Here is a 20,948-nt window from a genome sequence, read left to right on the forward strand (position 1 = left end):
AGGGGCGAAATGTATGGAGCAATTGAACATACATCGCGTTCCATCGCAACCATTCATACGTCACGGACAACAGGCTAAAACGTCGCCAAGTATTCCGCAATCATTTTCGGAGCAACTGAATCAGGCAATGATGCCGACGCAATTGAAAATCAGTAAACATGCATCCGGTCGATTGAGAGAGCGAAAAATTCAAATTACCGAACATGAATGGACGCGTATATTTGATAAGGTGAATGAGGCTAAAGTGAAAGGGATCAAAGAGTCGCTTGTACTTTTGGATCAAGCTGCCTTGATTGTCAGCGTTAAAAACTCGACAGTCATAACAGCGATGGATCGCAAAGAAATGAAAGATCAGTTATTTACAAATATCGACGGAACAATCATTTTAAGTTGAATAGGCAGGACCTCTAAAAGAGGATGCCAACGTACTGCCGACTGACAGAGGCAGATACACTCATTATCCGAGAGGGGAAAATAAATATGTTACGTTCTATGTACGCAGGAATTTCAGGGTTGAAAAACTTCCAAACAAAGTTAGATGTCATTGGGAATAATATTTCGAATGTGAATACGTACGGTTTCAAAAAGAGCCGGACGATTTTTAAAGACTTAGTATCCCAGACCGTTGCGGGTGCATCCGGTTCAAGCGATGTGCGAGGCGGTGTAAATCCGAAGCAAGTCGGTTTAGGCTCTCAATTAGCAGCAATCGACGTCATTCAAAGTGGTGGAGCATCCCAGTTTACAGGTAATACGTTGGACCTTGCATTGTCTGGTGACGGCTTTTTCCAAGTTGCGGACGGTCTAGGTGTAGATCCAGCAACCGGGGCAGGAACATTTACCAATACACTGTATACAAGAGCTGGTAATTTCTATATGGATAACAATGGCTACTTAGTAAATTCAGATGGGAAGTTTCTTGTTGGTTATGCGGTAACTGGATGGGATGGCGATCCAGCTTCGGTATCAACAGATTATCCGAATGCTAATGCTGTATCAGGTAATCCAGCAGCAACAGGTAATCTTGATTCTGATAATAATGGTGTCGCAGATGAAGATCCAGTCATAATTGATGGGGGACAACAAGCAAGCTATACACCAATCCGAATCCCTAAAAACGCACAATCTATGAGTATCGGACAAGACGGTACCGTTACGTTTGTTGATGGTGAAGGAACATTGAAGTGGGCAGGGCAACTTGTGTTAGCGAAATTCTCAAATCCGGGTGGTTTAGGGAAAGTTGGAGGGAACTACTTCCAATCAACTGCGAACTCCGGTGATCCATTAATCCAAGTTGCAACAAAAGAGGGATTAGCTTCCGTCGAATCAGGCTTCCTTGAAATGTCCAACGTCGATTTATCCGAAGAGTTTACGGATATGATCGTTGCACAACGTGGATTCCAAGCGAACACGCGTATTATTACGACATCAGATGAAATCTTGCAGGAACTGGTTAACTTAAAACGATAAGGTTACTCGCATACTTTTTCACGCACACAATCATAGTTACCCAGATCGCCAACTTGGTAAACATCTTATAGTAAGAATTGTTATTGCAAAGGAGGGTCGGGCCGGCTCTGTGCCCGGCCCCTTACATATGATTAAAGTTAAACGTCTCAATGGTACGGTATTCATACTGAATGCACTTTACATAGAGAAAGTTGAATCATTCCCTGATACGACGATTACGTTGACAACTGGGACAAAATACGTCGTTTTAGAGGATGTTGAAGACGTACAAAAACAAATTATCGATTTTTATCGCTCCATCCAATTATTATCGAATCCGCATATTCGAGGTGAAGAAAATGAAGAATAAAGCTTTGACGATTGCATTAATAACAGTTGTTTCATTAACGTTAGTAGGAATTGTCGTACTCATTCTATCTTTGCAGTTCAAAGGGAATGTAGGAGATACCGAACCAACAATTGACGAAATTCTTGAAGCGTCGGTAGATGTTCCTGAAATTATGACAAACTTATCGGGCCGACAATATATTAAACTATCTTTAAAAATCCAAACAGATGATAAAAAAGCAGCAGAAGAATTAGCAAAAAGAGATTTTCAAATTAATAACATCGTCATTCAGGAGCTATCTGAAATGACTGCAGAAGATTTTGAAGGAAAAGCCGGTAAGCAGGCATTTGAAGAATCGATTAAAGCACAATTGAATCCGCTCATGCAAGAGGGTGAAATTGAGAAAGTGTATATCGTTTCTTATATCATTCAATAATGACGGCGCGAAGTACTAAACCGTTCGGGAGGTGACCTTATGTCGGGAGATATTTTATCCCAAAATGAAATAGATGCATTGTTATCCGCCTTGTCAACAGGTGAGATGTCTGCAGATGATATGAAAAAAGAAGAAGAGACCCGGAAAGTAAAAGTATATGATTTCAAACGGGCTCTCCGTTTTTCAAAAGACCAGATTCGAAGTTTGACACGAATTCATGAAAACTTTGCTAGATTGTTAACGACTTATTTCTCTGCTCAGTTACGGACTTATGTACAAATTAACGTCGCATCGGTCGACCAGATTCCGTTTGAGGAGTTTTTACGTTCGATTCCGAATATGACTTTGCTTAATATTTTTGAAGTTCCACCACTCGAAGGTAACATAATTATGGAAGTAAATCCAAATGTCGCCTATTCCATGCTTGATCGTCTAATGGGTGGCGGTGGAGATGGCCCCGGAAAAGTGGACAATATGACTGAGATTGAAACGAAAATATTGACAAATCTTTTTGAACGATCATTTGATAATTTACGGGAAGCATGGTCAGGCATTATCGAGATCGATCCATTTTTATCTGAAATGGAAGTGAATCCGCAGTTTTTGCAAATGATTTCACCGAATGAAACAGTAGTCGTTATCTCATTTAATATTGTTATCGGTGAGTCGAGCGGAATGATCAATATTTGTATTCCGCATGTCGTTCTTGAACCGATTGTGCCAAACTTATCTGTTCGTTATTGGATGCAAACGAATAAAAAAGAGCCTTCTCCTGAACAGAGTGTCGTGTTAGAGAAACGCTTGAAGAAAGCAACTTTGCCAATCACGGCCGAATTAGGACAAGGTTTCATGTCCGTGGAAGACTTCTTATATTTGCAAGTTGGAGATGTGATCCCTATTGACCGGAAAATTGAAGATCCACTCATAGTTAAAGTAGGGGATGTCCCAAAATTCACAGCTCAGCCAGGGCATCTTAGAAATCGAATGGCTGTTCAAATACTCGATATCATGAACGGAGAGGATGAAGATGATGAGTGATAATGTGTTGTCTCAGGAAGAAATTGAAGCTTTATTGCGTGGGGAACCGCTGTCTGTTGATGAACCCGCTACATCCTCTTCTGAGAAAGAAGATTTAGATAATCACTTAAGTGAAATGGAAAAAGACGCACTTGGTGAAGTAGGAAATATTTCATTTGGAAGTTCTGCGACAGCTCTTTCGTCCTTGCTTGGACAGAAGGTTGAAATCACTACTCCTGCAATAACTGTTGTTGACCGTAGCTTGTTGGAAACGGAATTCATACATCCTTATGTAGCGGTCCAAGTGGAATATACAGAAGGGCTGAATGGTACGAACTTACTTGTCATTAAACAAAGTGATGCAGCGATTATTGCGGATTTAATGCTAGGCGGAGATGGCCTTGCGCCAAGTGAAGCATTGAATGAAATCCATTTAAGTGCTGTCCAAGAAGCAATGAACCAAATGATGGGGTCTGCAGCGACGTCCATGTCAACCGTCTTCAATAAGAAAGTGGATATCTCTCCACCTTCTATCGATCTAATGGATTTACAAAACGAAGGCCATACAGAACAGATACCTAACGACGAATTAATGATTAAAGTATCATTTGAACTGAAAGTCGGCGAACTCATCGACTCAAATATTATGCAATTGTTTCCGTTGCAGTTCGGAAAGAATCTCGTCACTTCATTAATGGGCATGGGGGCAGAAGAGGAAGCGGCTGTCACGATGGAAGCTCCAACAAAGAGTGAACCTACTTCAACATTTGCTTATGATCAGAGTCATAATGAGTCCGTTCATCAAGATCCATATGCATCCATGAACGACCAACAACAAACGGCTTGGGACCAACCTATAACACAGCAATTGCCACCTAGACAACAGCGACCAACTGTGCACGTTCAAGAAGCGAAGTTTGCGAGTTTTGATAGTCCATCTTTGAACAAAGCAGAGTCCAACAATTTGAATATGTTGCTGGACATCCCTTTGCAAGTGACGGTGGAACTCGGTCGGACAAAACGTTCCGTAAAAGAAATTCTTGAAATGTCGAGTGGTTCAATTATAGAATTGGATAAGCTGGCAGGTGAACCTGTCGATATTCTAGTAAATAATCGACATATTGCCAGAGGAGAAGTTGTCGTCATCGATGAGAATTTCGGTGTGCGAATTACAGACATTTTAAGTCAAAAAGAACGACTAAACAATTTACGCTAGTATCCAGGAGGTAAAAAGGAAATGGGAAAAAGAATTTTAATTGTAGACGACGCAGCATTTATGCGCATGATGATCAAGGACATTTTAACTAAAAACAATTTTGAAGTAGTAGGAGAAGCTGCTGATGGTGCACAAGCAGTCGAAAAGTATTTCGAGCTGAAACCGGATTTAGTAACAATGGACATTACAATGCCGGAAATGGATGGTATTGCAGCACTGAAGTCAATTAAAGCAAAAGATCCATCTGCGACGATTATTATGTGCTCGGCAATGGGCCAACAGGCAATGGTGATTGATGCCATTCAAGCAGGTGCAAAAGATTTCATCGTAAAGCCGTTCCAAGCAGATCGAGTTGTTGAAGCAATTCAAAAAGCACTAGGGTAAGCGGATGATCGGAATAACTAGTGTAAGAAAATGGATGTTGCTTGTAGTTGTCAGCATGTTAGCTATTACAGTATGCACACAAGTGGTTACAGCTGAAACCGACCCGAACACGTATGTCATCGATAATTTAAAACCGGGAAAAGATGTGAAAGAAGAAACACCTGACAAAGAACAAAACCAACCGGCTGTTGAACCTTCAAAGGAATTGACAGCTGGGAGTTCTTCTTTTGGTGACTATATTCGGATGATTTTAGCCTTTCTGTTTGTCATCGGGCTTTTACTTGCGCTATTAAAATTTTTGAACCGTCGTAATCGAATGTTTGACCAACATCGTCTCATGAAAAATATCGGCGGACTATCACTCGGTCAACAAAAGTCCATTCAACTCGTCCATATAGGAAACTCCTATTACTTGGTTGGTGTTGGCAATGAAGTACAACTATTAAAAGAAATAACCGATGCAAATGAAATTGCGAAACTAGAAGACTATATTCGAGAAGGTGACATTCAACCACCGGCTGGCCTTGTCGCTAAAGTTGTTTCGAAATATGTCAATCCGAATCGCTCACTTGAGAAAACAGAAGAGCAGGTAGAATTCGGCCATCTCTTTAAAGACAAAATTAACGAGCTTAAAGAGGAACGAAAGAAACATTTAAGAAGATTGGAAGAAAAGGAGCGCAGACAAGATGAATGATTTCGTCCAGTTTTTTTCGGACAGCGACGCAACGAATGTCTCAACATCTATCAAATTACTGCTGCTACTAACAGTGTTATCACTTGCTCCTGCAATTCTAATTCTGATGACTTCGTTTGCTCGTATTGTAATTGTGCTTTCGTTTGTTCGAACAGCGCTCGCGACACAACAAATGCCACCGAATCAAGTAATTGTCGGTCTTGCTCTGTTTTTAACATTTTTCATTATGGCCCCAACTTTTCAAGAGGTAAATGAAAAAGCGCTGACACCGTTGTTCGCTGAAGAAATTTCACTTGAACAAGCATATGAGGAAGCAAGTATGCCCTTTAAGGAGTTCATGAGCAAACATACGAGACAAAAAGACTTGGAATTGTTTCTTCGGTACAACGAAGCAGAACGACCGGAATCGTTAGAGGATATTCCTTTGACGATGCTTGTACCTGCGTTCGCGTTAAGTGAGATTAAAACAGCTTTTCAAATGGGCTTTATGATTTTCATCCCATTTCTCGTCATCGATATGATTGTCGCAAGTGTATTGATGTCAATGGGGATGATGATGTTGCCGCCGGTCATGATTTCATTGCCATTTAAAATCCTGCTATTCGTTTTGGTGGATGGTTGGTACCTCATCATGAAATCATTGTTACAAAGTTTTTAGCGAAAGTTTATAGGTATTCTTTATGAGCAAAGTGGTATTTTCCAATTTAGGAGTGGTAAAACATGACAGGTGAAGTAGTCATCTCGATTGCTGAACGGGCAGTATGGGTCATTTTATTAGCATCCGGACCGTTGTTGATTGTCGCATTAGTATCAGGTTTGCTTGTTAGTATATTTCAAGCAACTACACAAATCCAAGAACAGACATTAGCATTCGTACCAAAGATTGTTGCTGTACTTGTTGCGATTGTATTCTTTGGACCTTGGATGCTTTCAAAAGTCACTGCCTATGCATCCGATATTTTTGATAATCTTGTCCGGTATATTGGGTGAATGAATGGAAGCATTAATCCCATCAATGGCCGTCTATTTACTTGTGTTGACGAGAGTGACGGCATTTATTGTCACTGTTCCGTTCTTTTCATATCGCACAATCCCGACTACTCAAAGAGTCATTTTTGCTGCAATACTAGCATGGGTGATGGTCTACACGATTGAAGCACCAACCCTTGAGATAGATGGTACATACATACTTTTGGTGTTAAAAGAAGCAACTGTCGGTTTGTTTATTGGTCTTATTGCTTATATTGTCATGTCAGCAATTCAGATTGCAGGAGGCTTTATCGATTTTCAAATGGGCTTTGCCATTGCCAATGTGATTGATCCTCAAACAGGTGCACAATCACCACTATTAGGTCAATTTTTTAATGTTCTCGCTCTATTGTTGTTATTAACATTAAATGCTCATCACATGTTGTTAGATGGTATTTTCTATAGCTATCGTTTTGTACCAATCGATGTACTATGGCCATCTTTTGGAGAAGAGCGATTGGTCGAATTCATAGCAAAAACATTTATGGCAACTTTTGCGATTGCTTTTCAAATGTCGATTCCAATTGTTGCGACATTATTTCTTGTCGATTTAGCACTCGGTATTACAGCTAGGACTGTTCCGCAATTAAATATATTTGTTGTTGGTTTTCCGATAAAAATCGGCGTTAGCTTCCTCGTCCTCGTGACGACGTTTACGGTCATGATTGCGATGATGCAGAAACTTTTTGAGATCATGCTAGCAGCAATGAGAGACTTGATGATCATCTTAGGGGGTGGCTAATATGAGGTTAACGTTGGACTTACAGTTTTTCGCAGGTGAAAAAACTGAAAAAGCCACCCCGAAGAAAAGACTTGATTCACGAAAAAAAGGACAAGTGTTAAAAAGTCAAGATGTTACAAGTGCCATTGTTATGCTTGTTGTGTTCCTATTTCTCTATTTTGCTTCTGGTTTTATGAAAGATCGCTTTTTTGTTTTCTTTACCCACTCGTTCACTGAATACTTCTCAAAAGATGTATTAGATATTCATACAACGATGGAGATGTATCGAACGATGGTAGCCGAAATGGCTTTCATCTTGCTTCCAATCATGGTGATTGCGGTCATTGCCGGAATAGCCGGCAATCTATTTCAGTTCGGTCTGCTCTTTACGACTGAACCATTAAAATTTGACTTGAAAAAAATTGATCCGATCAAAGGATTGAAAAGAATCTTTTCAGTTCGTGCATTAGTGGAATTGATGAAATCTTTATTAAAAATCTCTTTCATCGGTTCCGTGACAACCATTATTCTTGTCATGAATATCGAAAAAGTACTCGGTTTAGCTTTTAAAACACCACATGATACGCTCGTAATCGTTGGACAATTGGTCGCTATCATGGGGATCATAGCATCTCTTGTACTTTTATGTATATCAATTTTGGATTATTTTTATCAGAAATATGATTATGAAAAAAACCTGCGGATGTCCAAACAGGATATTAAGGATGAATATAAAAACACTGAAGGGGATCCAATCATTAAATCCCGTATTAAACAACGTCAACGGGAAATGGCAATGAGGCGGATGATGCAAGAAGTGCCCCAAGCGGATGTAGTCATTACAAATCCAACCCATTTTGCGATTGCCTTGAAATATGACGATGAAAAAATGGATGCGCCGATTGTTCTGGCAAAAGGTGCAGACTTTGTCGCTCAAAAGATTAAATTGATTGCCAAAGAACACGACATTGTCATGGTGGAGAATAGACCACTAGCTCGTGCGTTATATGATGAGGTTGAAATCGGGGATAGGATTCCTGACCAATTCTTTAAAACCGTCGCTGAAATTTTAGCGTATGTTTATCGGATTCAAAAAAAGATTTAAGAAAAAATGAGAAAGAAGGGATGACATGCAATTTAGGGATATAGGTGTATTAGCATCTGTCATCATGATTGTCGCGATGCTCGTCATCCCATTACCGCCATGGTTGTTGAGCTTTTTGATCATTATTAACATTACACTGGCTTTGATGGTGTTGTTAACGTCTATGAATATGCAAGAAGCACTGCAATTTTCGATTTTTCCATCATTGCTACTGCTTCTTACGTTGTTCAGACTTGGATTGAATGTTTCCACGACGCGTGCAATTCTTTCCAAAGGGGATGCTGGGGGAGTTGTCGAAACGTTCGGTACGTTTGTAACAGGTGGGAACATTGTCGTCGGTCTTGTTGTATTCGTCATCCTTATCATTATCCAGTTCATCGTCATCACAAAAGGGTCTGAACGTGTTTCCGAAGTAGCAGCCCGCTTTACACTTGACGCAATGCCCGGAAAGCAAATGAGTATTGACGCAGATTTGAACGCTGGTATGATTTCTGAAACGGAAGCACGAGTTCGACGAGAAAAAGTGAGTAATGAAGCGGATTTTTATGGTGCAATGGATGGGGCGACAAAATTTGTCAAAGGGGATGCAATTGCCGGTATTATCATTGTTATGATCAATCTCCTCGTGGGAATGATCATCGGTGTTGTTCAAATGGATTTACCTTTTGCTGAAGCTGCAACAAAGTTCTCAATGTTGACAGTCGGTGATGGAATTGTTTCTCAAATCCCTGCACTGCTCATTTCGACAGCCACTGGAATCGTTGTCACACGTGCAGCATCTGAAGGAAATCTTGGGACAGATATTACAAAGCAACTATTAGGTCAACCGAAACTGTTATATGTCGCTGCAGCTACTGTATTTCTATTAGGCTTATTCACACCGATTAATGACATCCTAACAGTACCTGTAGCGATTGCTCTTGCTACAGGTGCATACGTCATGAGTCGTAAATCGGAAGAAGATCCTCATGAACTAATGGAAATGGAGGAAGAGGTTGAAACAGAAGGGATGAAGAGTCCCGAAAATGTCGTGAACTTGCTCAATGTAGACCCTATTGAATTTGAATTTGGCTATGGCCTTATTCCACTTGTAGATGCACAGCAAGGAGGAGATTTGCTAGATCGCGTCGTTATGATTCGTAGACAACTTGCGTTGGAATTAGGCCTTGTCATTCCAGTCGTGCGCATCAGGGATAATATCCAACTTCAGCCAAACGAGTACCGAATCAAAATTAAAGGAAGTGAACTTGCACGTGGTGAGCTGTTGCTTGATCATTACCTTGCCATGAGTCCTGGGGGAGAAGATTCAATTATAGGCATTGATACGGTAGAACCGTCATTTGGTCTTCCGGCAAAATGGATTACAGAAGACGTGAAAGAAGATGCGGAAATTATGGGGTATACAGTTGTAGACCCGCCGAGTGTGGTCTCTACTCATTTAACAGAAGTAATCCGTGCCAACGCATCTGACTTAATTGGTCGTCAGGAAACAAAACAACTCGTCGATCATGTTCGAGAAACGTATCCAATATTAGTCGACGAATTAACTCCGACACCATTATCGATTGGTGAGATTCAGAAAGTTCTTGCGAAGTTGCTTAGTGAAAATGTATCAATCAGAAACTTGCCTGTCATTTTTGAAACACTCGCAGACTACTCAAAATACTCGTCCGATATCGATTTGCTCACGGAATATGTACGTCAATCGCTAGCAAGACAAATCACGGCACAGTATTCTTCAAGTGTAGATTCTTTAAAAGTACTAACGGTTTCAGGAAGAGTGGAAAAACTGATTGCTGATCATATCCAACAAACGGAACAAGGGAGCTATTTATCCATTGATCCTAATGATTCACAAGCAATTTTAGAATCGATTGCAAAAGAAGTCGAGAGAGTCGCTTTATTGGATCAGTCTCCAATACTCTTATGTTCTCCAGCAATACGTATGTACTTACGGCAAATAACAGAACGGTATTTCCCTCAAATCCCTGTGTTATCTTACAATGAACTTGAAGCTTCAATTGAAGTACAAAGTGTCGGGGTGGTGGATAGTTGATGAAGATGAAAAAATATACAGCTGATACGATGGTAGAAGCGATGAAGAAAGTTCGCTCTGACTTCGGAGATGATGCTGTCATTCTAAGTTCAAATGTAGTGAAAACTACGGGTTTCCTTGGATTGTTCAAGCGAAAAATGGTCGAAGTTGTAGCAGGTTTTGATGAACCTCCACAATCGAAAATTCAAAAAACGACTTTGTTTGAAAAGGAAGCAGCACAAATTAGTCCTATCGAATCCGATCTGAAAAAAGAAATGCATGACATGAAGAAATTGTTGCAAGAAATGAAACAGGCTACTTCTTTTGCGAACTTTCCGGATAGTCTTTCCCCATTGTTAACGACATTGGAGGCACAAGGATTATCGAAAGAAACAATCTATCACATTGGAAATCTACTATTTACAACGATGAAAGAAGACAAAAAAGATTTAACGACGGTTGAACAAAAACAAAAAGCAGCAGCAGTGCTAGCAGAGTTGTTTGCCGACTTACCGTTTGGTGGAATTGATACGACCAAAAAATATATTAACGTATTAGGTCCAACCGGTGTCGGCAAAACGACAACAATTGCAAAAATCGCAGCAAGAGCATTGTTGGAAAACAAAAAGAAGGTCGGATTCATTACAACAGATACATACAGAATTGCGGCAATCGAACAACTTCGTACCTATGCAAATCTACTTCAAGCCCCAGTCGAAATCGCGTATAATCGTGAAGATTTCAAGGTGGCTATTGATAAGTTGAAAGACGTAGATCTTGTTTTCATCGATACAGCGGGCAGGAACTATAAAGAAACAAAGTATGTAGAAGATGTTAAACAGTTAATTGACTTCTCGCTCGATATGGAAACGTTTCTTGTATTATCTGTGACAGCGAAAGAAGATGATATGAAGGCCGTCGTTGAGAAATTTACTTCCTTTCCAATTGAAAAATTCATCTTTACAAAAGTGGATGAAACAAGTTCCATCGGGCCCATGTTTAACTTGATGAAACAATTCCAAATTGGAGCCGCCTATTTCACAGATGGACAAGAAGTACCTGAAGATCTAACAGAAGCAACTGTAAAATTGTTAATTGACCGACTACTGGCAGGTGTTGACGATGCGTGACCAAGCAGAAGAACTTAGGCTGAAAATGTTGAAAGGTCAAGGTCGACTTGCAAAGTCCATTGCTATCGTCAGTGGAAAAGGAGGAGTCGGTAAGTCCAACTTCTCCACAAACTTCGCCTATTCCTTACAGTTGAAAGGGAAGAAAGTCATTGTAGTGGATATGGATTTAGGGATGGGCAATATCCATATTTTATTAGGAGTGACGCCTCGATATAGTTTAAAAGATTATTTGTTAGGGGAGCAATCGTTGGATGCCGTATTGAATCGTGACATGCATGGATTGGCATTCATATCTGGCGGGTCTGGACTTGATACAATTCTTGATTGGACTGAGCCAATGTTTGAGCGCTTGCTTTTAGCGTTTGAACGTCTTCAACAGGATTATGATGTGATTTTGTTTGATATGGGTGCAGGCGCAACACAGCGCTCTATCGATTTGATTGTTGCGGTCGATGAGGTCATTGTCATCTCTACGACGGAACCTACATCTATTACAGATGCTTATTCGATGATGAAATTCATCTGTTTACAAGACGCTGACAAGAAATTTAGCATTGTGACAAATCGTGTTTCAAAAGGTCAGGATGGCAATGAATCCGCTACAAGATTACAGTATGCCATGAAAAAGTTTCTAGCAAAAGAAACAACACTGCTAGGTTTTCTACCTGAAGACGCTGTTGTTCATAAATCGGTCATTGCCCAAAAGCCGTTCATACTCGAATATCCAAATGCGTTAATATCCAAACGACTGTTGGCAATCGCAGATATGTATGTTACTGATAATCAATTGGAACCAATCGAAAAGACGAAATTCATACAAAAACTTAAGGGGATATTTTTGAAAGGGCGTGATTGACTTGTCGCCAGACATACAACGTAAAAAAGTGCTAGTCGTCGATGATTCTGCATTTATGCGAAAGCTTATTTCGGATATGCTTTCCAACCATTCATCTCTTACTGTCGTTGCGACTGCTCGAAATGGTCAAGATGCCCTTGCAAAAGTTGAACAGCTCTGTCCAGACGTTATTACGATGGATATAGAAATGCCAGTAATGAATGGATTAGAAGCATTGCAACAAATCATGAAAACAACCCCGACACCGATTGTCATGTTATCAAGTACGACCGAAATCGGAGCCAAAAACACGATGCTTGCGATGGAGTATGGTGCCGTCGATTTTGTTGCAAAACCAGGTGGTCCAATTTCATTAAATCTTTCTGATGTAGAAGCAGAAATCGTCCAAAAGGTTGTACAAGCTTCAACAATTAAAGTTGCCGCGTTAACAAAGAAACGAGAGGTCCAAAAAAATTCTTCACCTCAATTCAATATGAATGTGCGTCAGCAACGAAAGCAATCGATGAAACAAGACTTTCAACCCTTTTACGGTAGCGGAAAAAAAATGTCCAAACAACTCACTTCATTTGTTATAATAGGTACATCGACAGGGGGACCACGAGCGCTACAAGCTGTGCTAACAGAACTACCTAAATCGATCCCTGCGCCTATTCTCGTCGTCCAACATATGCCTCCAGGCTTTACTAAATCTCTTGCACAAAGACTAGATGGCCTAAGTGAGATTCATGTAAAGGAAGCAGAAGACGGGGAACCATTTGTTAATGGTACTGCCTATATCGCACCTGGGGGAAAACATTTGATAATCGATGCTGGTTCGAATGGGTATAATGTGCGGCTAGATGAAATAGAACCCCCTCGCAAAGGTCATCGTCCAGCTGTAGACGTATTGTTGGAGTCAGCTTCAAATTTCCCAGCTATACAATTTCTTTCGGTCATCATGACAGGAATGGGGCACGATGGTAAAGAAGGCTTACAAACATTAAAAGCCTCATGCAACACAATTGCCATCGCGGAATCAGAACGCACTTCAATTGTATATGGTATGCCGAAAGCGATCCGAGATGCTGGTCTCGCTGACCAAGTCGTTGATTTGGAAGAAATTCCAACCGTAATCATGAATAGTTTACATTCCTAAGGAGGCGTCATAAGTATGGATACAAATCAATACCTTGAAATGTTTTTAGACGAAAGTAAAGAGCACCTCCAATCTTGTAACGAGTTTTTACTGAAACTCGAAAAGAATCCGGAAGACTTGGCAATTGTGAATGAAGTTTTTCGTTCCGCTCATACGTTAAAAGGCATGTCTGCGACGATGGGATATGAAGATATTGCCGACTTGACACATAAGATGGAGAACGTGCTTGATGCAATTCGAAATGCTAAGATCCGGGTTACGACTGAACTTTTAGATGTAGTCTTCAAAGCAGTGGATGAACTGGAAGAAATGGTGATGGATATTGAAGCAGGTGGATCAGGGAAAAAAGACGTCCAACAACTGGTTTCATTATTAAATCAAATTGAAGCTGGACACGGCATCGTTCCATTACAATCAGTGGAATCCGCTGCAACTGTAGAACATGCCTCCCTTGCTCCTACTCATTCTGAAGTAATGCTGACGTATGATGATTATGAGATGACAGTTATTAGCCAATCGAAAGAGCAAGGATTTAATGCGTTTGAAGTGTCGGTAAGCTTGAGAGAAGATTGTCTGTTGAAAGCGGCTCGTGTCTTTATGGTCTTTGAAATCCTAGAGAAGTCAGGCGAAATCATTAAAACAAAACCAAGTGTCGAATTACTTGAAAATGAAGAATTTGATTCACAATTTACGGTCGTTCTTTTAACGAATGAAGAAGCGAATACGATTGAAGCGAAAGTGCTAAAAGTATCTGAAGTGGACAGAGTTCAAGTATCATCACTAACAGATGAGTCGCTCTTAGCAAATAAACGCGCTGAAGAAGTTGTTGAAACGAAAGTAGCTTCTCCATCCGAAAAAGCAGTAAATGATAAAAACGACAAAGCCGCTGATAAGAACAAACGGACGAGTAATGGACAACATGCCAATAAGACGATTCGTGTCAATATTGATCGATTAGACGTTTTGATGAATCTGTTTGAAGAACTTGTTATCGATCGTGGTCGTTTACAATCGATTGCGACAGAATTACATAATCCAGATTTGAACGAAACGGTTGAACGGATGACGCGGGTATCCGGTGACTTACAGAACATTATTCTAAATATGCGAATGATCCCTGTTGAAACAGTGTTTAATCGATTCCCTAAGATGGTTCGCCAACTTGCAAGAGATTTGGACAAGAAAATTAACCTTGAAATCATTGGGGCAGAAACTGAATTGGATCGAACGGTTATTGATGAAATCGGAGATCCACTTGTTCATCTAATCCGAAATGCCTTGGATCACGGAATTGAAACTCCAGCTGAACGGGTTGCAAAAGGAAAGCCAGAAACAGGTACGGTTACGTTAAGAGCGTATCATTCAGGAAACCATGTATTTATTGAACTTGAAGATGATGGAGCAGGGGTTAATAAAGAGCGCGTGCTCAAAAAAGCATTGGATAGGGGCATCATTACTGAAGACATGGTTCCGACGATGACTGATAAGCAAGTCGCAGAACTTATTTTGGCTTCAGGCTTCTCGACCGCTGAGAAGATTACGGATGTATCCGGCCGAGGAGTCGGATTGGATGTCGTAAAGAGTACGATTGAATCTCTTGGTGGTTACATTTCAATTGATTCAAAAGAAGGCAAAGGTTCTTTATTCCAAGTACAATTGCCACTTACGTTGTCCATTATTTCGGTTATGCTTGTGAATCTTGAAAAAGATATTTATGCAATCCCACTTTCATCGATTATTGAAACAGCGATTATTAAGAAATCCGACATATTGCAAGCTCATAATCAGCAAGTGATTGATTTTAGAGGGAACATTGTCCCAATTGTCAATTTGAAAACTATTTTTGAAATGGAAAATGCACAGACAATCGACGAATTTCAATCAGTCGTCATTGTTAGAAAAGGTGACAAACTGGCGGGACTTCTAGTTGATTCTTTCATTGGTCAACAAGAAATTGTCTTGAAATCATTAGGGAACTATTTACAGAGCGTATTTGCCATTTCGGGAGCTACTATACTTGGTAATGGACAAGTTGCGTTAATTGTCGACTGCAATTCATTGATTAAGTAATTGAGGAGGAATACAGATGGCTAGTGTAAATAGTTTAAATTCCGAAGAAGCAACGAAAGTGATTGCCTTTCAACTGATGGACAAAGAATATGCAATCGATATTAACTGTGTTGAATCGATTGAAAAAGTATTGTCAATTACAAAAGTACCAAGAACTCCTTCATATGTGTACGGTGTTATAAATTTGCGAGGAGTCGTGACGCCGATTGTGGATCTTCGTGAGCGTTTCGGTTTAGAACTAAAACCTTTTGATGAGACGAGCAGTATTATCATCGTTTCGTTGGACGATTATGAAGTGGGAATTATCGTGGACAACGCAAATGATGTGATTGACATTCCGATTACAGCAATCGAGCCTCAACCAGAAGTTGTAGGTGCGATTGAATCAGAATTCATTGCAGGCGTCGCGAAACTAGAAAAACGATTGTTAGTCATGTTGAATCTTGAAAAAGTGTTAGAGCCGTTGAAACGAGTGACGACAGATGAGTTCTGATCAGCATATTTCGGATATGCATTTAGATGTACTAAAAGAAATTGGCAACATTGGTGCAGCGCATGCAGCAACTGCTCTATCTCAATTGTTAGGTAGAAAAATTGACATGCTCGTCCCGGATGTCAAACTTGTGTCTTTTGACGAGATGTTTGAATTGGCGGGTGGTGCAGAAAAGATTGTTGCGGGCATTTTTCTACGTATACAAGGGGATCTATCAGGTAGCATGTTTTTCGTCTTGCCAGTGGACTCCGCTAATCATTTCATTCGCAAATTAATTCATGATGATACGTTTGATTTTCATGCGAATCCGATAGCGGCTATGGGGATTTCAGCTATGCAGGAATTGGGAAATATTTTGTCAGGTTCCTATTTATCTGCTCTATCAGATTTTACGGGTTTACATATACACCCGACGGTACCGTCCTTAAGTGTTGATATGGTCGGCGCAATTGTCAGTTTTGGGCTCATAGAAGTATCGCATTACAGTGATGATGTTATCGTTATCGATACACGCATAAATGATGACGCAGATGAAAAAACTTCAACAGTAGATGGTCATTTCTTCCTGTTGCCTGATCCTGAATCGTATGTGACAATTTTCCGCTCGTTAGGTGTGCTATAACATGAACATGTTAAAAAACGTTATAAGAGTAGGCATTGCCGACATGAATATTGCCAAAACACCACATACGATTAGAACATCCGGTTTAGGCTCTTGCGTCGGTGTTGTCCTTTACGACGAAACAAAAAAAATTGCTGGTCTATTACACGTCATGCTACCGGACTCTACTCTCGGAAAAGCAGAAAATCTGAATGTGGCGAAATTTGCAGATACAGGAATTTATGCGCTAATGGAGCGTTTAAAAGCTGAAGGAGTTAGGCCGTTATCTTTAAAGGCTAAAATTGCTGGTGGAGCGCAAATGTTTCAATTTGGGACAAGTGATACAATTCGGATAGGTCCAAGAAATATTGAAGCTGTAAAAAGTGAGCTCAATCGTCTGTCCATCCCGATTGTAGCAGAAGATACCGGGGGATCGAGTGGGAGAACGATTGAATTTGATCCATCTACAAGTACATTAAGTATTCGAACCGTCAATGCAGGGACCAAGGACATTTAATCATCCACGTACACATATTAAAAAAGTTATAGAATTTATCATGAAGTTGATTACGAATGAGCGAAGTGTAATGCGAATAATTGCCGTCTGCACGCTCTGAAAAAGTCTATAAGACTTTGATACTGTTAGAAAAGCGGCTGATCGATTCAGTCGCTTTTTTAAATAACCATTTGCTATAATCATAAATAGATGAACGACAGTAAGTTTGTTAAACTGAAACGGTATGGAGGTGAAAGCATCAATGTCCAAACAGGATTTGACAGAAGAAGCATGTTGGAAACTTTGGATGGAAAATCGGGATACAGATGCGGGTGACTGGCTCGTCCGTACATATATGCCGCTCGTCAACTATCACGTACAACGAATTAGTTCAGGACTTCCTCGCAATGTAGCGAGAGATGATATTATGAGTTTAGGTTTACAAGGTCTATTCGATGCTTTAACAAAATTTGAACCGAGCAGGGACTTGAAATTTGATACATATGCCTCTTTTAGGATAAGAGGATCGATAATCGATGGACTTCGTAAAGAGGACTGGTTACCACGATCTTCAAGGGAGAGAACGAAAAAACTTGAAGAAGAAATCCATAAATTAGAACAAAGCTTGTTACGGCATGCTACACCTGAAGAAATTGCCCGTCACCTCGGTATTTCTGTAGAAGACGTTTATCAGACTGTTCATGAACAATACTTTTCCAATATCTTGTCAATGGATGAGCGGATGAGTGATGACGACGAAGAAGGTCAAAAATCTTTCATCTTAAAAAATGAATCGGAGCGTTCACCTGAACATCATGTCATGATGGGCGAGTTAATTGAAGAATTATCCGGGAAGATCCAGGAATTGAATGACAACGAGCAACTCGTTTTAAATCTTTTCTATACAGATGAAATGACGTTAACCGAAATCGGGGAAATTCTCAGTTTGTCAACGTCTAGAATTTCTCAAATCCACTCAAAAGCTTTATTTAAATTACGGAAACTACTTCTACCGGAAATTGTAGATGGAGGGATACTGTGAGTTTAAAAGGCATCGAACTTCAAATTGCCATTCCTAAAACCGTAGAAGCAGGGAAGCTTCAGGAGCAAAAACAAAATCAAACCTATGTAAGTCAAACCCATGCACAAGCGGCGAACGAAAAGGAATTGGCCAAACAGCGTGAGACGGTCGTTGAAGCAACTAACTACGCCAAAGTAAACAAAGATGCAAACAAAGAGCAGCATCCAAATGGTCAAAATGAACAAGGGCAAGGACATAAAGAAGAGGAAAAGAAAACGAAGCATCCTTATAAAGGATCATTCGTAGACTTTATAGGTTAATGGACATGCAAACGATATTCCTAATACTATTATTTATCATGCAGATGGTTGGCTTTTATGTAATATTACTGTTGTATACAAAAGTCTCCAGGTTCAATGATTTGGAAAAGAAACAGCAAAAGCTTATGGCGGAGATGGATGACTCAATCGCAGCTTATTTAGCTGAATTGAAGGAAGAGAACGAACGCTTGATAGCAATTATTGAAAAACGGCACCACGCAAGCGGTCCAGAGCCATCAAATTCGATGACGTCAAGTAAAAAAGAAGTGAATAAAAATGAGAACGCAGATTTACATTTTCCTCAACCGAAGATCCCAATGAAACTTGCAGTTCAATCTTATCAATCATATTCCAAAAATATACCAGAGGAACAGGCATCCACACAAAAAAAGCCTGGCGAAATGGACGAGCGGACGAAAGCAATTGCACTGCATGATGAGGGAAAAAGTATTGAAGAAATCGCTAAGACGCTCGGTAAAGGTAAAACTGAAGTGGAGCTACTACTGAAATTCAGATAAAGATTGTTGCAATAGGATTATCCATGTGGTATATTATCAAATGGTGTTACTACACACGCATGTGGATGTCGGAAAGGGTGCCGAAAGGTCATTTCGATGAATGAAGGATGCGGAGGAATTTAACCAAACAGGAGGAATAGTAAATGTCAGTAATCTCAATGAAACAACTGCTTGAAGCAGGTGTACATTTCGGTCACCAAACACGTCGTTGGAACCCGAAAATGAAAAAGTATATTTTTGTAGAGCGTAACGGAATCTACATCATCGATCTTCAAAAGACGGTGAAAAAATTAGAAGAAGCTTACGACTTCATGCGCCAAGTGGGTGCTGATGGTGGTAAAGTGCTATTCGTAGGTACTAAAAAGCAAGCACAAGATGCTATTAAAGAAGAAGCTGAACGTGCTGGCATGTATTACATCAACCAACGTTGGCTTGGTGGTACACTTACAAACTTCGGAACGATCCAAAAGCGTGTTGCACGCATGAAGAAGATCGAAACGATGGAAGAGGACGGTACATTTGCTGTACTTCCTAAAAAAGAAGTATCTGAACTTAGAAAAGAACACGAACGTCTTGTGAAATTCCTTGGCGGTATCCGTGATATGAAATCACTACCAGATGTTATTTTCGTGGTAGACCCACGTAAAGAGCGCATCGCGGTTGCTGAAGCGATTAAATTGAACATTCCACTTGTTGGTATTGTTGATACAAACTGTGATCCGGATGAAATCGATTATGTCATTCCTGCGAATGACGATGCAATCCGCGCAGTACGTCTTTTGACGAGCAAAATGGCTGACGCTTTGATCGAATCAAGACAAGGTGCTGACGAAGAAGTTGCTGAAGAGCAAGCAGAAGCAGTAACTGCAGAGTAAGTAGCGAGTATAAATGAAAAGACGATAAGTGGCCAACCCCCTTATCGTCTTTTTTAAAGAGTATGAAAGTAGATTACACAATATGGGAGGAACTACGAATGGCTATTACAGCACAAATGGTTAAAGAATTGCGTGAAAAAACAGGTGCGGGTATGATGGACTGCAAAAAAGCACTTACTGAAGTGAATGGTGATATGGAAGCGGCAATCGACTTCCTTCGTGAAAAAGGCTTGTCAAGTGCGGCGAAAAAAGCTGATCGTATTGCTGCAGAAGGGACAACTGATATCCTAGTAAGCGGAAACGAAGCGATCATTCTTGAAGTGAATGCTGAAACAGATTTCGTAGCGAAAAACGAAGCATTCCAAATCCTTGTTAAAGAACTTGGTGAGCATTTACTTGCAACAAAACCGGCTTCCGTAGAAGAAGCAATGGAGACAAAAATGTCCAACGGTCTTTCAGTTGCTGACCACATCTCAAATGCAGTTGCTAAAATCGGTGAAAAAATCACACTTCGTCGTTTCGAAGTGAAAACAAAGTCTGATAATGACGCATTTGGACCATACTTACACATGGGTGGACGTATTGCGGTGCTAACAATTCTAGAAGGTTCTACAGATGCTGAGGCTGCGAAAGATGTTGCGATGCACATCGCTGCTTTGAATCCAAAATATATCTCTCGTGACGAAGTTTCTCAAGAAGAAGTCGAGCATGAGCGCAAAATCCTTACAGAGCAAGCTTTGAATGAAGGCAAGCCTGAAAATATCGTTGCGAAAATGGTTGAAGGTCGCCTTGGTAAATACTTCGAAGAAATCTGCTTATTAGACCAAGCTTTCGTTAAGAATTCTGATCAAAAAGTTCGTGACTTCGTAAAATCAACAGGCGGAACGTTAAAAGGCTTCGTTCGTTATGCAGTTGGTGAAGGAATCGAAAAACGTGAAGATAACTTTGCTGATGAAGTAATGAGTCAAGTAAAGGGCAACTGATTGCAGTTGTAGATAGTA

General features: G+C 40.3%; 25 protein-coding genes. All 25 read left to right on the forward strand.

Features of this window, described 5'->3' with window-relative positions:
* The first annotated feature begins 13 nt into the window (after nucleotides 1-13).
* The 25 genes from NRI27_RS05870 (at nucleotide 14) to tsf (ending at nucleotide 20,930) form a co-directional block, all read left to right on the forward strand.
* Nucleotides 14-394, forward strand: coding sequence for a TIGR02530 family flagellar biosynthesis protein (locus NRI27_RS05870; RefSeq protein ID WP_371389900.1), 381 nt, complete (start codon nucleotides 14-16; stop codon nucleotides 392-394).
* An 86-nt stretch (nucleotides 395-480) separates the two neighbouring features.
* Entirely contained in the window at nucleotides 481-1,467 is a 987-nt protein-coding gene (locus tag NRI27_RS05875) for a flagellar hook-basal body complex protein (RefSeq protein ID WP_371389901.1), read from the forward strand.
* Nucleotides 1,468-1,594: 127 nt separating this feature from the next.
* Nucleotides 1,595-1,816 (forward strand): flagellar FlbD family protein, encoded by a 222-nt coding sequence (locus NRI27_RS05880; protein ID WP_371389902.1) that lies wholly within the window; start codon nucleotides 1,595-1,597, stop codon nucleotides 1,814-1,816.
* Nucleotides 1,806-2,231, forward strand: coding sequence for a flagellar basal body-associated protein FliL (fliL, locus tag NRI27_RS05885; protein WP_317941654.1), 426 nt, complete (start codon nucleotides 1,806-1,808; stop codon nucleotides 2,229-2,231). Before NRI27_RS05880 ends, fliL begins: the two co-directional genes overlap by 11 nt.
* Before the next feature lie 39 nt (nucleotides 2,232-2,270).
* On the forward strand, nucleotides 2,271-3,269 hold the full coding sequence (fliM, locus tag NRI27_RS05890; protein WP_317941653.1) for a flagellar motor switch protein FliM: 999 nt from the start codon (nucleotides 2,271-2,273) through the stop codon (nucleotides 3,267-3,269).
* On the forward strand, nucleotides 3,262-4,464 hold the full coding sequence (gene fliY / locus NRI27_RS05895) for a flagellar motor switch phosphatase FliY (RefSeq protein WP_371389903.1): 1,203 nt from the start codon (nucleotides 3,262-3,264) through the stop codon (nucleotides 4,462-4,464). The genes fliM and fliY overlap by 8 nt, the downstream gene beginning before the upstream one ends.
* A 21-nt stretch (nucleotides 4,465-4,485) precedes the next feature.
* The gene (locus NRI27_RS05900) at nucleotides 4,486-4,848 is read left to right on the forward strand and encodes a response regulator (protein ID WP_317941651.1); all 363 of its coding nucleotides are present in this window, start codon (nucleotides 4,486-4,488) and stop codon (nucleotides 4,846-4,848) included.
* A 4-nt stretch (nucleotides 4,849-4,852) separates the two neighbouring features.
* Nucleotides 4,853-5,542 carry a flagellar biosynthetic protein FliO gene (locus tag NRI27_RS05905; RefSeq protein ID WP_371389904.1) on the forward strand — a complete coding sequence of 230 codons (690 nt, stop codon included), beginning with the start codon at nucleotides 4,853-4,855 and terminating at the stop codon, nucleotides 5,540-5,542.
* Entirely contained in the window at nucleotides 5,535-6,200 is a 666-nt protein-coding gene (gene fliP, locus NRI27_RS05910) for a flagellar type III secretion system pore protein FliP (protein WP_317941649.1), read from the forward strand. The genes NRI27_RS05905 and fliP overlap by 8 nt, the downstream gene beginning before the upstream one ends.
* Before the next feature lie 62 nt (nucleotides 6,201-6,262).
* Nucleotides 6,263-6,532: a flagellar biosynthesis protein FliQ gene (gene fliQ, locus NRI27_RS05915; RefSeq protein WP_317941648.1), complete on the forward strand. Its 270-nt coding sequence runs from the start codon at nucleotides 6,263-6,265 to the stop codon at nucleotides 6,530-6,532.
* 4 nt (nucleotides 6,533-6,536) lie between these two features.
* On the forward strand, nucleotides 6,537-7,313 hold the full coding sequence (fliR, locus tag NRI27_RS05920; RefSeq protein WP_371389905.1) for a flagellar biosynthetic protein FliR: 777 nt from the start codon (nucleotides 6,537-6,539) through the stop codon (nucleotides 7,311-7,313).
* Nucleotide 7,314: 1 nt separating this feature from the next.
* A complete protein-coding gene (gene flhB / locus NRI27_RS05925) occupies nucleotides 7,315-8,397 on the forward strand; it encodes a flagellar biosynthesis protein FlhB (protein WP_371389906.1) in 1,083 nt (360 codons plus the stop codon).
* Nucleotides 8,398-8,422: 25 nt separating this feature from the next.
* A complete protein-coding gene (gene flhA / locus NRI27_RS05930; protein ID WP_371389907.1) occupies nucleotides 8,423-10,453 on the forward strand; it encodes a flagellar biosynthesis protein FlhA in 2,031 nt (676 codons plus the stop codon).
* On the forward strand, nucleotides 10,453-11,562 hold the full coding sequence (gene flhF / locus NRI27_RS05935) for a flagellar biosynthesis GTPase FlhF (RefSeq protein WP_371389909.1): 1,110 nt from the start codon (nucleotides 10,453-10,455) through the stop codon (nucleotides 11,560-11,562). The genes flhA and flhF overlap by 1 nt, the downstream gene beginning before the upstream one ends.
* The gene (locus tag NRI27_RS05940; RefSeq protein WP_371389910.1) at nucleotides 11,555-12,418 is read left to right on the forward strand and encodes a MinD/ParA family protein; all 864 of its coding nucleotides are present in this window, start codon (nucleotides 11,555-11,557) and stop codon (nucleotides 12,416-12,418) included. Before flhF ends, NRI27_RS05940 begins: the two co-directional genes overlap by 8 nt.
* 1 nt (nucleotide 12,419) lies before the next feature.
* On the forward strand, nucleotides 12,420-13,553 hold the full coding sequence (locus NRI27_RS05945; RefSeq protein WP_371389911.1) for a protein-glutamate methylesterase/protein-glutamine glutaminase: 1,134 nt from the start codon (nucleotides 12,420-12,422) through the stop codon (nucleotides 13,551-13,553).
* Nucleotides 13,554-13,568: 15 nt separating this feature from the next.
* Complete coding sequence (locus tag NRI27_RS05950) at nucleotides 13,569-15,623, forward strand: chemotaxis protein CheW (protein ID WP_371389912.1); 2,055 nt, start codon at nucleotides 13,569-13,571, stop codon at nucleotides 15,621-15,623.
* Nucleotides 15,624-15,639: 16 nt separating this feature from the next.
* Nucleotides 15,640-16,116, forward strand: a complete 477-nt coding sequence (locus tag NRI27_RS05955; protein ID WP_371389913.1) for a chemotaxis protein CheW — start codon at nucleotides 15,640-15,642, stop codon at nucleotides 16,114-16,116.
* Entirely contained in the window at nucleotides 16,106-16,738 is a 633-nt protein-coding gene (locus NRI27_RS05960; protein WP_317941640.1) for a chemotaxis protein CheC, read from the forward strand. Before NRI27_RS05955 ends, NRI27_RS05960 begins: the two co-directional genes overlap by 11 nt.
* Nucleotide 16,739: 1 nt before the next feature.
* Complete coding sequence (locus NRI27_RS05965; protein ID WP_371389914.1) at nucleotides 16,740-17,234, forward strand: chemotaxis protein CheD; 495 nt, start codon at nucleotides 16,740-16,742, stop codon at nucleotides 17,232-17,234.
* 241 nt (nucleotides 17,235-17,475) lie between these two features.
* Nucleotides 17,476-18,255 (forward strand): FliA/WhiG family RNA polymerase sigma factor, encoded by a 780-nt coding sequence (locus tag NRI27_RS05970; protein WP_371389915.1) that lies wholly within the window; start codon nucleotides 17,476-17,478, stop codon nucleotides 18,253-18,255.
* Nucleotides 18,252-18,554, forward strand: coding sequence for an RNA polymerase subunit sigma (locus NRI27_RS05975; RefSeq protein ID WP_371389916.1), 303 nt, complete (start codon nucleotides 18,252-18,254; stop codon nucleotides 18,552-18,554). Before NRI27_RS05970 ends, NRI27_RS05975 begins: the two co-directional genes overlap by 4 nt.
* A gap of 5 nt (nucleotides 18,555-18,559) precedes the next feature.
* A complete protein-coding gene (locus NRI27_RS05980; RefSeq protein ID WP_371389917.1) occupies nucleotides 18,560-19,072 on the forward strand; it encodes a hypothetical protein in 513 nt (170 codons plus the stop codon).
* Between the two features lie 143 nt (nucleotides 19,073-19,215).
* On the forward strand, nucleotides 19,216-19,947 hold the full coding sequence (gene rpsB, locus NRI27_RS05985) for a 30S ribosomal protein S2 (protein WP_371389918.1): 732 nt from the start codon (nucleotides 19,216-19,218) through the stop codon (nucleotides 19,945-19,947).
* 98 nt (nucleotides 19,948-20,045) lie between these two features.
* Complete coding sequence (tsf, locus tag NRI27_RS05990) at nucleotides 20,046-20,930, forward strand: translation elongation factor Ts (RefSeq protein WP_371389919.1); 885 nt, start codon at nucleotides 20,046-20,048, stop codon at nucleotides 20,928-20,930.
* Nucleotides 20,931-20,948: the final 18 nt, after the last annotated feature.

Origin of the sequence: Sporosarcina sp. OR05 (assembly GCF_041414805.1) — a bacterium.
GTDB classification, from domain to species: domain Bacteria; phylum Bacillota; class Bacilli; order Bacillales_A; family Planococcaceae; genus Sporosarcina; species Sporosarcina saromensis.